This window comes from Fibrobacter sp. UWB1, assembly GCF_002210325.1.
In the GTDB taxonomy this organism is placed as follows: domain Bacteria; phylum Fibrobacterota; class Fibrobacteria; order Fibrobacterales; family Fibrobacteraceae; genus Fibrobacter.
Window position 1 is genome coordinate 67,809 of sequence record NZ_MWQL01000012.1, and the last position, 13,955, is coordinate 81,763.

A 13,955-nucleotide genomic window follows, 5' to 3' on the forward strand; every position below is an offset into this window, starting at 1 on the left:
TGAAATTTTATAGCGCGCTGTCGAGCACCATCATGAGCGTGAAGCCCACGGCAAAAAGGATGGTGCCGGCATCAAAATGCTCTCCTTCGCTGACTTCGGGGAGCATTTCTTCGATTACGACATAAATCATGGCGCCTGCCGCAAGCGAGAGCAGGTAGGGCATGAACGGTGAGAGAGCCTCGGCGGCAAGCAGCGTGATTAAGGCCCCTACGGGTTCTACGGCTCCGGAAAGTGCGCCCAGGGCAAAAGCCTTCTTGCGGGAAGCCCCTTCGGCTCGGAGCGGGAGCGAAACCACCGCCCCTTCAGGGAAATTTTGGATGGCGATGCCTATGGCAAGCGCAAACGCCCCCGAAAGCGTGATGGCCACATTCCCCGAAAGCCAGCCCGCAAAAACGATACCGACAGCCATGCCCTCGGGCAAGTTGTGCAATGTTACCGCCAGCGTGAGCATGGTCGTACGCTTGAGTTTAGCCTTGGGGCCTTCGGGCGTGGCGCTACCCAAATGCAAGTGCGGTGTTATTTTGTCTAAAATGTACAGGAACAGGATGCCTGCCCAGAATCCGACCGTCGCCGGAATAAAAGCCAACTTTCCCATCGATTCGCTTGCACTAATCGCAGGCAAAAGCAGGCTCCATACAGAAGCTGCCACCATGACTCCCGCCGCAAAAGAGAGAAGACCCCGCTTGAGATTTTGGCTCATCTGTTTGCGCATAAAGAACACGCATGCGGCCCCCAAGACGGTCCCTAAAAACGGGATGGCAAGACCATGGGCAATTTGTAAAACAGGCTCGTTCATGTTCCAATTATAGTATTAAAATGTGGAGAAATCTACTCCTTTCGGTTGCAGGCCTAAAAAAGAATTGGCGATTTTGTAGATTGAAAACCGCAATTTTTACTAAAAATGCTGATTTGAATCTGCAAAATTTGAAAAATTTGTTGATTTTATTCTGCAAATTGTCGTTATGGGGATTAGTTATATATATTATCCATAACGTCTTTGTGGGCTTGATTTTGAGCGTATAATATGTTGCAGTTGATATTAGGCTTTTTCGTAATACTTATAATAATAGCAGCAGTGCGCTTTCTCGATACTGCCATATCAAAGAATATTCCTAGGCAGTCTCGCTTTGAAGATGACGAAGAAGACGAGATCTTTGCAGATATACCGGATAAGACTAAAAATAATCAAAAATTTTATAAATCTCTAGCTCGCTCCAATAGATTCATTTTAAATGACTTATTCAATATTCATCCAGGAAATTCGAAGTTGGGTGAATATGGAGAATTCCTCACATTTAAAGAGATTGTCAATTTGAGTCAAGGGCTTGACTTCTACTATAAAATTCTTGGCAATATATACATCGGGGTGAAAACGGAAATTGATATGGTTTGGATTCACGAAACTGGAATCTATGTGTTTGAAAGCAAAAATTATTCTGGATGGATTTTTGGTAATTTGAATTCCAAAAACTGGTGCAAAACAATGCCAAGGAAAAAGGAGTTCTTTTATAATCCGGTTAAGCAAAATGAAGGTCATATCAAAGCAATTCAACGTATACTTGGTAATAACTATCCCTATTACTCGATTATTGTATTCAGTGAAAGATGTGAGTTGAAGGATGTCCCTGAGAATTCTTCTGATAGAATTATTTTAAAGCGAAATAGTTTATCTACTGTAATAAGACGAAAAATCAACTCATCTCAAAGAGTACTTTCTCCGGAGCAAATAGATGCACTATATAATAGGTTGAGTTCTTTTAACAATAACTCTGTGTATATTCAACAAAAACACAATGACTATGTTAAAATGAGACAGGAACAAGGTCGGAAACCAACTCTCGTTGATGATGACGACTTGCCTTTTTAAAAAAGGCTTTTTAGAGTATTATGGTGATTTGTTAATTCCATTTTTTTGCGTTAGGGATAGTCACCCGTAAGGGCCGAGACTACAGGCTCGGTGAGCGAAGCGAGTATAGCCCGACCCGGCCCACCCTTCGGCAGGCTCTGGGAACTTGGGCCGGGAAACGCCCTAGATCCTTCGACTATGAACCTTACGGTTCTCCGCTCAGGATGACTCACGACTGTATGGCTTGCACAGGTAAACAAGTGCGGTGGTGAGCGTGTAGTCGGCAAGGAGTGCGGCACCTAGGCCCACGATGGAGAGTAGGCCCACGTTGTGGAGTGCGCCCATGGGGCTGAAGATGAACACGAAGAACATCGCGCAAAGGATGAAGGTGGTCATGCCCATTGTCTTTCCGATTTCGCGGTAAGAAAGCAGTAGCGCGTGCCTGTAGCTGCCCGTGCGCTCGAATCCGTATTTGATGTGGTTGTTCATGTGAATGGTGTCGTCGACGGCGATGCCCAAAATCATAGGCATCACAATCATCGTGATCATGTCGAGCGGCATGCCCGAATAGCCCATGATGCCGCCGATCAGGAGTACCGGCGCGACGTTTGGAATCATCCCGATAAGGCCCGCCTTGATGCTCCCGAACGCAAGAATCATCATGATGGCGATAATTACGAACGATCCGCCGAACGAGCGCAATAGCCCACCGACCAGCTTGCCATTCATTTCGGCGTAGTTCACGACTTCGCCCACGACGGAAACTTTCGCGTCGGGGAAAATCTGTGCGCCGTAGCTTTTGGCCGAATCCAAGTCCTCGACGATTTTGTTTGCGTCGTAGCCGGCCAGTTCTATGTGAATGAAGGTTGTCTTGTAATTTTCGTCCATGCGTTCAAAGAGGGCGTCCGGGTCCGAGATTTCGTACAGGAAAAGCAGCTGCGTGAGCATGTCCTGTGCGTCGGGAATCTTGTAATACTCGATGCTGTCGGCGTTCAGCGTGCGGTTCATCTCTTTCACGAGGCGCGTCACCGATTGCACGCGCGGCTTGTCACCCGAAATTTTTGTGAGCTGGAGCGTGCCGAGTTTCTGTTCAAGTTGCTCGATGCGCTTCATGTTGGCGGGGTCCTTGAGCGCGTCCGCGTCATCGAATTCCACCATCACGTTGAAGTCGTAAAGGCTTCCGAGTTTTCCGCTGAGCATGTCCTTGAGCCGCACCACGAAGGGAATCTTTTCGCCCATAGTTTCGGTGTAGTCCATGTTCACATCGATGTGCATCATGCCTGGAACTTGCAACAGCATAATTGCAGCCGAAATCACTGCGATAACAATGCTGTGCCTGCACACCTTGCGCCCGAAGAATTCAAAGAGAATGTCCGCCTTGGTGGCCCCTGCGGACTTTACCTGCGTCGGGTCCGGTTTTGCATTCTTGCCGAAACTCATGAGAATCGGAATCAGGATGATGACGTACAGATAAACCATCGTGACGATGCCTGCCGAAATGCCGCCGATCCAGCGGATGGGGCGGATTCCCGCGAACAGGAACGAAATCAACGATGCGACCGTGGTAATGACGGTAAAGAGAATGGGCCAGCCCGTTTCTTCGACGGCGCAAATTACGGATTCGCGACGGTTGCCCGTGCGCCTAAAATGCATGCGGAATGAATTGATGTAGTGGATGGAATAACCCACCGAAAGCGCCATTCCCAAAAGCACCGGGAGCGCGACCATGCTCTCGTCGCCGACAACACCGAGCCACGCATTGATGCCGAGTACCGAGGCGATACCGCCGACCGTTGCAATCGCAGGCACCACCACGCCGCGCAGCGACCTTACGAACAAGATAAGGCATACGAGCATCACCAGGAATCCGAAACCGATACGCATTGCGCATTCTCGCGAGATGACTTCGTCTTCTTCCATCTCGGTGTAGCTCATACCCGTCGGAAGCATCTCGAACTTGTCGCTTTTGAATTCGTCGGAATAGATGACCTCGCGGGCAAAAGGCGCGATACTGTCCTTGCCAAAATTGACGCCGCCTTCGTAGGATTTCAGCGCGAGAATAATCCATGTTTCTTTCGCGTCGTCAGAAACGATGTTGTTCACGAGCGATTCGCGAGAAAGAATTAGCCGTTTTTTCGCTTCCAGTTCCTGCGGGTTGTTGGGAACACCGCCTTCGAACGGATCGATGACTTCGAAGCCTTCGTCATTTGCGACCGGAATCGACAAATTGTGCGTCAGTGAAACAACTCGGTCGGCGTACGGCACCTCGTTTTCGAGCCTGCGCGAAAGCCTGTCGATTGCCTGCAACACCTCCGGTGCGAACACGTCGTCAGCACGGACCATCACCATGTAACCGTCATCGCTACCGAATTTTTCGTTGAAATGAGCCTGGTCGATTTTCACCTTGTCCCAGTCGTCGAACCAGTCCTCTTCACTGCTACTCATCTGCAGATGCGGGAGCCCGAGGCTCGCCAAAACCGTCACGATGGCTGTTATTAGCAGAATTAACCAGCGAAAACGAACCTGAAAACGCCCCAATCGGGCAAAAACCTTGTTGACACGAGAAACTTGCATAAAACCCTCAATTTTTGAGGGAAAAAATAGAGCCATAGCGCCGTTTTTTCTACTCCAAACAGACGGGCTCAAAAAATACGGCTCGTTTACCCTTTCTGCGGTAAGCGTTCCTCGTAATCGTCCAGGAACGAATGCAGTTCGCCGCCGGCCTTGTAGCCGGGGAATGTCTCGATGCAGACGGAGTGCAGGCTGTTGAAGATGCTCTTTTCGATGTTCGGGTTTTCGCGCTTGAGGCGCTTGATGAGCATCTTGATTTCTTGCCGCTTGCTACCGCCACCGCCGTTGTCACAGACGGTGCAACTTTCGGTAAAGCGGCAGGCGCATTGGATAAACTGCAGCCCGTTGTAGTTTTTCCAGTTGATGATGTCCTGCTCGTTGATGCAATACATGGGGCGGATGAGTTCCATGCCGCCGAAATTCAGGCTGTGGAGTTTGGGCATCATGCCCTGCAGTTGCGAACCGTAGAACATCGCCATGACGGTGGTCTCGATGACGTCGGAAAGGTGGTGACCCAGCGCAATCTTGTTGCAGCCAAGGTCTTTTGCCTTGTGGTAGAGGTGCCCGCGGCGCATCTTGGCGCAAACGTAGCAGGGGGAACGTTCGGTGTTGTTTGCCACGTCGAAAATGTTCGTCTCGAAAACAGTGATGGGGATTTCCAGGAGCTTTGCGTTGCTTTCGATTTTCTGGCGGTTGATTTCGTTGTAACCGGGGTCCATCACCAGGTATTCCACGTCGAATTTCACGTCGCTGTGGCGGTGAAGCATCTGGATGAGCTTCGCCATGAGCATGGAATCCTTGCCGCCAGAGATGCAGACGGCGATTTTGTCGCCTTCTTCGATGAGCTTGTAGTTCTTGATGGCGGTAATGAATGGCGTCCAGAGCCTTTCGCGGTATGTTTTCGAAATGCTCCGTTCTACGCTTTGGACAAATGAAAGTTCTCTTGCCATTTTCATTACCTTTTTTGCGTTTACTTGCAAAGTTCTTTGTAGCAGCTGTCGAATTCGGCCATGAATTCGCCGATTTCTTTTTCGGTGGTGAGGTGCGAAAGGCTTATGCGCCAGGAGTTCAAAGCATTTTTGCGGTCGCGGCAGACGGCAAAAACGGCGCGGGAGGGGAGCGCATCTACGCTGCAGGCGGACTTGACCGACACGTAAATTCCTTTGTCCGAAAGAGCTTTCTGGAAAATGTTCCCGCGGACTCCCGCGACACTCAGGTTCAAAATGTGCGGAACAGCGTCTGCGGGCGAATTGATGCGGACTTTCGGATAGCCGCAGAGTTTTTCTTGCAAAATCTTTCGCAGCTCCTTGACGCGGGCAAATCGTTCTTCGAAATGCTCCACGGCAAGCGACAGTGCCGTTTCGAGGGATGCGTCCAACGCGAGTGTCGGGGTGCCGCTGCGGTAAATGGTGGTGCTTGCTCCGCCGTAAATGAGCGGTTCCATGGCGATTCCGCTTTTCTTGTACAAAAGCCCGCTGCCCGAAAGCCCGTAGAACTTGTGCGCGCCGATGCTTGCCGTGTCTGCCAAATTCAGGTTTATAGGCGTTTTGCCGATGGCCTGCGTTGCATCCACGTGAAGGCTGCAGCTCGGGAACTCGCGGACAATTTTGCTGATGGCTTCCAGTGGTTGTAGCGTCCCGAGTTCGCTATCGACCGCGTTTACCGTCACAAGCACCGTATCTTTGCGGAGCAGGCTTCGCAAGTCTTCCAGGTCGATTTTCCCGTCGGTGCCGATTTTTACCATCTCGATTTCGTAGCCCGCTTCTTGCAATGCCGTGAGCGTGGCGCTTACCGAAGAATGTTCCAGCGGGTTCGTGATGATGTGCTTGCCCACATGGCGCTTGGCCTGGACGATGCCACGGATGGCGGTGTTGTTGCTTTCGCTTGCGCCCGAGGTGTAAATGATTTCGTCGGGGTTTACGCCCAAAAGTTTCGCGATGGAATCGGTCACTTGGGCGAGGAAAGCTTTTGCCGCACGCCCTGCTTCGTGATTCGAATTGGCGTTGCCGATAAACCTGCGTTCAACTTCGCAGAATCGTTGCAAGGCTTCCTCGCATGCCGGGGTATTTGCCGTGTAGTCGAAGTAGGACATAACTACCAAAAAGATAGAAAAATGGGGAACGGCAAAGCCCCAACGGAGTGTGATTCCGTCAGGGCTGCTTCAATCCAAAACACTATAAGAAAGAAAAAGTCTTTTTAGGCGGTGGCGAGCGCCTTGCCGAGATCCTGGCAGGCGGCCTTGCCGGCGTCATCGGGGGCGTTCTCGATGGCGAGCGGGTCTGCCACAAGTACGAGCCCGGCAGCTTCGGCGTCGGCCTTCCACGGGTTCATCCATTCGCCGCCACCCCAGCCGTAAGAGCCGAACAGGGCGACTTTCTTGCCGTTAAGTGCGGGCTTGACGGCTTCGTAGAAGGGCTGGAATTCGGAATCTTCGAGTTCCTCGGCGCCCATGGCGGGGCAGCCCAGCGCATAGCGGGCGTATTCGCCCAACTGGCCCTGCGAAAAGTCCGAGACGCTGAACACGTCGGCTTCGGCACCGGCGGCCTTTGCACCTTCGGCGACGTATTTTGCCATCAGTTCGGTGTTGCCGGTTCCGCTCCAGTAAATGACTGCGATTTTTTCCATTGTGATTCTCCTAGGTGAATTAAAGAGGTAAATGTCGTTTGATTACGCTGCGTTTCGGACGGTCAGCATCGGCAGCGAATATCCTTTTTCAAATAGTTTGTTGAAAACATCGAAGCACTTGCGAAAGCAGGCGAACCGTTTTTCGCATTCGGTTACATCGCCGTAAACTTTCCAGTAGCCCGTATATTTGCTATTCCTGCCGCCGTTGATAATGAACCCTTTCACGTCTTCGAGGGGGTAGCCCAAGAAAAGTCCGACTTCGTGCGGAAAACAGTGGCATTTGCGGATGCGCGCCGTCATGAATGCGAGTGCACAGTCGGTGCTAAAGTCTGTGTAGCCGTAGGCGGCGAGAAAATGGCGGATTTCCGGCTCGGCAATAAGCTTTTTCAGGGCGTCTTCGCGATAGACGTAGATAAAACTGCGACCGCAGCGTTCTGCGATAACGCGCACGCACACGCCGCGAGGGTTGAGTTCCTTGTTCCAGTGGGCGAGTTGTTTGCACAGCGTTTCGCTGGGTGAAGATTCAAGGCAGAATAAACTTCCGACCTTGAGTCCGGCGAGTGTTGGCGCGCATTGGCGAACGAGACGGTGGTCTAAAAGGCGATTCATTTTTATTACAAACTACAAATAAATTGTAAAGTTAGATTTCTCTAACAAATATACAAAAAAGCCTTGATGTTTGTCAAGGCTAATTTTGTATTAATTTTTGTTCATTTGCAATTCGAGCATCTTGCTGAATAGGCCGCCTTTCGCCTTGAGCTCGGCAGGAGTGCCCGTTTCGGCGATGTGACCGTCTTGCAGTACCACGACCTTGTCGGCGTTTGCGATGGTACGCATGCGGTGCGCGATGATGATGACTGTTTTGCCCTTCACCAGCTGCGAAATGCCGCGCTGGATCTTGGATTCGTTTTCTACGTCGAGGCTTGCAGTCGCTTCGTCGAGCAAGATGATGGGCGCGTCTTTCAGCAGGGCGCGTGCAATCGAGATTCGCTGGCGTTCTCCGCCCGAGAGCGTTTCGCCGTTTTCACCGATGACGGTGTCATAGCCTTGCGGCATCTTCTTCACGAATTCATCGCATCCCGCGAGTTTTGCCACCTTCAGGATTTCTTCGTCGCTGGCATTGCGCTTGCCGATGCGGATGTTGTCCTTGATGCTCGTGTTGAACAGCACCACGTCCTGGAAGACGATGGAGAAATTCTTGAGGAGCGTTTCAGGGTCAATCTTGCTGATGTCCTTCCCGCCGAGGGTCACCTTGCCACCTTGAATATCCCAGAAGCGTGCCGCGAGTTTTGCCGCGGTCGTCTTTCCGCTGCCGCTCGGGCCCACAAGTGCGGTGATTTCGCCCTGCTTTGCCGTGAACGAAACTTTTTTCAGGACTTGCTTGTTCTCGTTGTAATTGAAGTCGACGTCCTTGAATTCGATATCGTAATTCTGGGGAACGAATGCCGTTACGCCTTCCTGAGGTTTCATCTGGTCCATTTCGCGGAACCGGCGCAGGCGCACATTCACAAAGAACAGTTCAGCGAGGTTGTTGAACACTAGGAAAACCGGATTGTAGACCGTTGCCGCGCACACGATAAACACCAGATAGGTGAATACATCGATTTCGCCCTTGGTCCAGAGGCGAGCTCCTGTAATCAGCACCGTGGCAAGGCCCATCTTGAGAATGCCTTGCGCCGAATTCAGGAACGAACCCACCTTCACGTCGGAATCCATCTGCGATTTTTCGTAGTTGATGCAATCCTTGTCAAATTGATCGAGGTAGGCGGTTTCGCCCGAATACGAGCGGATTTCCTGCACGTTTTCGAGACCTTCCTGGATGTCTTCCATAATCATGCGGCGGGCGTTATATGAATTTTCGAACCAGCGGTCCTGAATTTTCTTGGAAAGCGCAATGAGCAATGCCGCTGCGGGTACCACCCAGAAAAGCGCGATAGACATTTTCCAGTTGTAGCAGAACAGCATGATGCCAATTATGGTGACGCTTCCGATGGCGGCGAAAAGTTCCGGCACCGCATGCGAGAAAATCATTTCGAGCGCATTGCAGTCGTCCATGATGGTCGACGTCAAATCCGAAAGGTTCTTCTTGCCAAAGAAGGAGAGCGGCAACTTGCGGAGTTTTTCGGCAATCGAGACGCGGCGACGCATGCTTTCGTCGTACACGCTACTGTAAGTCGCGCTGTACGAGAACCTGTAAATGACAAGCATCACGATAAACAGGACTGCAGCAATTCCCACATAGAACAAGGTTCCGTGCGGAGTTTTGCCTGCAAATTCACCAATGCCCATCTGCTCCATCAAAAAATAAAAGAGCATCATCATCGGGAACATAAGTGAAACAAAGTGCAGGAATGTCCAGACAACGCCACGGACAAACGTGCGGGAGCCTTCTTCCGAAAGAGCAAAAGTATTCTGAACCCACTTATACATTTTCGCCTCCTTCATTATCCTTGGAATTGTCGAGGGTCCATGTGACAGACTGCTGGTATTCGGCCCACATCTTGGCATAAATGCCGTTCTTTTCAAGCAATTCGCAGTGCGTTCCGCGTTCAGCGATTTCGCCATCTTCAACAACGATAATCTGGTCGGCGTTCACCACGCTTGTAAGCCTGTGGGCAATCATCAGAACGGTCTTGCCTGCGGCTAGTTTGTGCAAAGCTTCTTGAATCAAGCGTTCGTTTTCAGGGTCTGCAAAGGCGGTTGCCTCGTCGAGCACCACGATGGGGGCGTTCTTCAAGATAGCGCGCGCAAGCACCACTCGCTGCTGCTCACCACCCGAAAGATAAGTTCCCTTGCTTCCGATAACGGTATTAATGCCAGCGGGCAACTTGTCAATAATTTCGCGGCACTGCGCAAGATCAAGCGCCTTGTTTACTTGCTCGAGAGTCGCATCGGGCATTCCGTAGCGAACGTTGTCCAAAATGCTCATCTTGAAAAGTCGCGTGTTCTGGAATACGAAAGAAACATTCTTCATCAGTTCCTTCGGATCAATCTTCTTTACAGAAACTCCGCCGATCGTGATTTCGCCACTGTCGACATCGAAGAATCGCGGCAGAAGTTTTGCAATCGTGCTCTTGCCACCGCCCGAAGGCCCGACAAGTGCGACTGTGTGACCCGCCGGCACCGAGAACGAAATGTCGCTCAATACCTGTTTGTCAGTATCGGGATAGGTGAAGTTTACATTCCAGAATTCAACATTGAAATGCTCCATAGGGACGGGGTTTTCGCATACTTCCAAATCCTTGGTGCGTGCGATATCGTTGATGCGGTCAATCGCGATGCCCGCCTGGTTTGTAGCGTTGCTCAGGTACATGCTGCGCATCACGCACTGCGAAAACAGCGGTGTCACCAGCACATAAATCATCATGTTTACGATGGTGAGCTTTACATCGCCGTCGTAACCGATAATGAGCGCTGCCGTCGGCACAAGGAATAGCACAAAACCGTTCACGAGAATTGTGTAGATGCAGTAAGGGACCTTCCAGTTATCGGAATAGGCCGTCACCATCCTGTGGTATGTCGCGATGCTGTTGTAGAAGTTCTTGAACGAAAAAATGGTCTGCTGGAAAACCTTGACCACGGGAATTCCACGCACGTATTCCACCGCTTCGGAGTTCATCTCTTCGAGGGCATGCATGTAGCGTTCCATGAACTTGGTTCCCCTGCGGCCAAGGGTGCCCAAAATGAACAAGGCGTAGGCGATGGGTACCAAAGAGGCAAGGCCGAGACGCCAATCGAAAACGAACATCATTACGAGAGCCACAATCGGAATCAAGATGGTGCTTGAAATGTCGGGCATCTGGTGTGCGATAAAGGTGTGAGTGATGGCGGCGTTATCGTCAATAATCTTGCGGAGCTTGCCGGTCGGGTTCTTATCGAAGAATCCAAGTGGAGCGCTCATCAATTTTTTCATGGCGAAACGTCGTAAGTCGCCTTCGAGCCTAAATGCCACTAGGTGCGAGCATGCGAGGGCTGCAAAGTAGAGTAGAACGCTTGTGACGGATGCCAAGACTGCTCCGATGGAGTAGTCAAAAATCTTGATGTTCGTCATGTCGCCATCCGTAAGGATCTCGCGGACGATCAGCCACATCAGTAAAAACGGCACGAGCCCCGCGATGGCGCTCAGTGCCGAGAGAATTAATGCTAGCGGGAACAGCGGTTTTCGCGAACCCATGTATGTGTAAAGTTTTTTGAAAGTGTTTTTCATAGTTTAGTTGTAAATGTTGAATGTGAAATGTGAGATTATAATGAACTGTCATTGCACATTCCTCATTACACATTGCACATTGTTATTATGCGACGTTTGTCATCCTGTACTTTTTCCTGTATTCCTTGGGGGTCATACCCATCACGTCTTGGAAGGCGTGGGCAAATTTACTCCCGTTATTGTAACCGACTTCGCCTGCAATCTCGAGAATTCCTCGGTCGCACTCGCGAAGTTGCTTGGCGGCCAGTTTCATGCGCTCGCGGCGGGCGTAAGTGAATACCGGCAAACCGAACACGTTCTTGAAGCAGAGTTTCATTGCGGTAGGCGGCATGTCAAACTTGTTGGAAAGTTCCTCGATAGTGAAATGACTGTCCATATTTTCGCAGATAAACGAACGGATGCAGTAGATTTTTTCAATTTGCATCGAAGATAAATTGCATTCGCGACAGGCGAATTCGCGTTGGGTGTCGAGATTTTTCAGGGTGAGCAGAAGCTCCAAAATGGCGAGTCTGCCGTATTCTGCCTGCGTATTTTTTGACTTGTTGTCGATCTTTTCGAAGGCGCTGGCGACTTCTTCTTTGGTGTGGACAATAAACGGACGTCCCGGACGACACATTTTCTGGGCAAGCGTATTGATGTCAATCAGAAATCCAGCAAAATGTTCGCGGATGTACCTTATTGATTCTTCAAAGAACAAAATGCGGTCGCCGCAGTAATCGGCGGAACGCGTTAGCGCTCCCGAAGTCCACGCATCGTAAACCAGCATTTCTCCTGCCTTCAGCTGATTGCAGGGGAGTGCTCCGCCGGCCCAGCTGATTTGCCCCTTCCGGCAAAATTCAAGAACTAAGATTGGTTCTCTTTCGAGTGTTGTATGGTAGCACCCGATTTTGTGCAGCCATTCAATTCCGTTAATGTTCAGCATGTTTTCCTCATAAATCTCTTTAAACCGGCTTTGTTAGTCTAGTCTTAAAAAGTAAGCTAAATCTAATTAGTAAACAAAACTTCGTCAAGGCTAATTTTGTGACGGCAATAGAAAAATTTTATTGCAAGAATGTCTGAATGGAGTGAAAAATGACTGAATAGAGCTGAATAATGACCGGAATTGACCAAAACCGGGAAATGGCGTGAAAAAATCCATTTGGGTTTTTCGGTCTCCGTTTGGAGTAGAACCGCTCCAGGGACATTTCTAAAATGCTCCGCAAAATTAACAAACGCGGTTTTTCCGCATCAATTTCAAGGAGTATTTATGAAAAAAAGATTCTTAGCGGCGCTCATCGTGTCGCTCGGTATGCTGGTTGCTTGCGATAATTCCTCTTCGGCAAGGTCTGATAACGATAAGGAACTTTCCAGTTCTTCGACTGAAAAGTCCGGCGATAGTAAGGATAAATCGAGCAGCAGTAAGGCAAAGTCCAGCAGTAGCGAAGTTAAGTCTAGCGATAGCAAGGATAATTCCAGCAGTTCCAAGAAAGAAGACAAGGGCGAATACAAGCGTGAATTCGCAACATCGATTGCTTCGGGCGAAACGATGTTCATCGGCACAATGTCTTTGGATCACACCGATGATTTGGGTAAGGATTTCATTGAAGTCGGCACTCGCGCAGGTGTTGTCTATTATGATAATTCCTTGTTCATTGCTGACCTTGACGTGGGCTCTATCGCCCGTTACAGTCTCGATGCAAACAACAAGATTGGCAAAAAGTCTGCAGAACTTTCGCTCCCGGGTGTCTGGGTAAACCACATTTTCTTTGTGAACGAAGAAAAGGCTTACTTGGCCGGCGCACTCGATTCCTTGCTCATTATCAACCCGAAGACGATGAAGATTACGGGTGCGATCGATCTTTCCGAATATAAAAATGATGATGCTATTGCCGTGTCTCCGGGTACGGGTCTCATTGTTGATGGACGCCTTTATGTGGGCTTGCTGCAAAACATTAACGATTATGTTACCGGTAATACGGCCCAGGTCGCTATCATTGATGTCAAGAAAGATGAGGTTATTGCTGTAGCTGAAGACAATCGCGTTGCTGCCGTGGGTTCGTTGGATGACTCGCAGAACCAGGCATTTATTCTCGCTGATGGCTACATTTATTGTTACTGCAATGCCTCTTGGGGTTATTCTCCGGACGGTCAGACCGATGGTTTCCTGCGTATCAAGGTGGGTGAAACCAAGTTCGACAAGGACTATGCATGGCTCGTGACCAAGGAAGTCGCAATCGATGGCGTCACCAAGAAGGATAACTTCAAGTACCTGAGCCCGGCCACATACGCCAATGGCACTACAGTGTATGCCTTCTTGAACGTGATGGTAGATTTGCAGCAGGTTTGGACCGATATGGACAGCTACCACAACAACACCTGCAAGCCGGTTGAAATCGACCTTGCCAAGAAGAAAATGAAGGCCCTCCCGATTGATTACTCTTCTAGCTGGGCTAGCTACGGCAAGTACATTGATGACGACGGAACCGTGCTTTTTGCGGTCTCTACTGAAGAAGATGGTAATGCTTACTTCCGTTATGACCCGAAGACTGAAAAGGCTGAAAAGATTGCAACGGTAGAACCGATTCCGATGTGGATTGTGCCGCTCAAGTAAGCTAAATAATTCTTATAAAACCTCATTATCCTCATAAACACAAACTCCGTTCTTGCTAAATGCAAGGGCGGATTTTATTTGTTTCGCAGGTTCTAAATCCTCGGCTTGGCGATTTT

Annotated in this window: 11 protein-coding genes; 2 read left to right on the plus strand and 9 right to left on the minus strand. The window is 49.9% G+C overall.

Annotated features, from left to right (window positions below):
* Positions 1-7: 7 nt before the first annotated feature.
* Positions 8-796 (minus strand): ZIP family metal transporter, encoded by a 789-nt coding sequence (locus tag B7988_RS10220; protein WP_073317501.1) that lies wholly within the window; start codon positions 794-796, stop codon positions 8-10.
* A gap of 228 nt (positions 797-1,024) precedes the next feature.
* Here B7988_RS10220 and B7988_RS10230 point away from each other — a divergent pair, with 228 nt between their 5' ends.
* A complete protein-coding gene (locus B7988_RS10230; protein WP_088657812.1) occupies positions 1,025-1,867 on the plus strand; it encodes a nuclease-related domain-containing protein in 843 nt (280 codons plus the stop codon).
* Between the two features lie 198 nt (positions 1,868-2,065).
* On the opposite strand, the gene B7988_RS10235 is transcribed toward B7988_RS10230, so the two are convergent.
* From B7988_RS10235 to B7988_RS10270, 8 genes are all read right to left on the minus strand, one after another.
* Positions 2,066-4,420, minus strand: a complete 2,355-nt coding sequence (locus B7988_RS10235) for an MMPL family transporter (protein ID WP_088657813.1) — start codon at positions 4,418-4,420, stop codon at positions 2,066-2,068.
* Positions 4,421-4,506: 86 nt separating this feature from the next.
* Positions 4,507-5,367 carry an ATP-binding protein gene (locus B7988_RS10240; RefSeq protein WP_088657856.1) on the minus strand — a complete coding sequence of 287 codons (861 nt, stop codon included), beginning with the start codon at positions 5,365-5,367 and terminating at the stop codon, positions 4,507-4,509.
* Between the two features lie 20 nt (positions 5,368-5,387).
* Positions 5,388-6,509: a cysteine desulfurase family protein gene (locus B7988_RS10245; RefSeq protein WP_088657814.1), complete on the minus strand. Its 1,122-nt coding sequence runs from the start codon at positions 6,507-6,509 to the stop codon at positions 5,388-5,390.
* 104 nt (positions 6,510-6,613) lie between these two features.
* On the minus strand, positions 6,614-7,042 hold the full coding sequence (locus B7988_RS10250) for a flavodoxin (protein WP_072799357.1): 429 nt from the start codon (positions 7,040-7,042) through the stop codon (positions 6,614-6,616).
* A gap of 42 nt (positions 7,043-7,084) precedes the next feature.
* The gene (locus tag B7988_RS10255; RefSeq protein ID WP_088657815.1) at positions 7,085-7,651 is read right to left on the minus strand and encodes a DUF3793 family protein; all 567 of its coding nucleotides are present in this window, start codon (positions 7,649-7,651) and stop codon (positions 7,085-7,087) included.
* 90 nt (positions 7,652-7,741) lie between these two features.
* The gene (locus tag B7988_RS10260) at positions 7,742-9,472 is read right to left on the minus strand and encodes an ABC transporter ATP-binding protein (RefSeq protein ID WP_088657816.1); all 1,731 of its coding nucleotides are present in this window, start codon (positions 9,470-9,472) and stop codon (positions 7,742-7,744) included.
* Positions 9,465-11,249 (minus strand): ABC transporter ATP-binding protein, encoded by a 1,785-nt coding sequence (locus B7988_RS10265; protein ID WP_212668314.1) that lies wholly within the window; start codon positions 11,247-11,249, stop codon positions 9,465-9,467. Before B7988_RS10265 ends, B7988_RS10260 begins: the two co-directional genes overlap by 8 nt.
* 85 nt (positions 11,250-11,334) lie before the next feature.
* On the minus strand, positions 11,335-12,171 hold the full coding sequence (locus B7988_RS10270) for an AraC family transcriptional regulator (protein WP_088657817.1): 837 nt from the start codon (positions 12,169-12,171) through the stop codon (positions 11,335-11,337).
* A gap of 324 nt (positions 12,172-12,495) precedes the next feature.
* On the opposite strand from B7988_RS10270, the gene B7988_RS10275 reads away from it, so the two are divergent.
* Positions 12,496-13,839, plus strand: coding sequence for a hypothetical protein (locus B7988_RS10275; RefSeq protein ID WP_088657818.1), 1,344 nt, complete (start codon positions 12,496-12,498; stop codon positions 13,837-13,839).
* Positions 13,840-13,955: the final 116 nt, after the last annotated feature.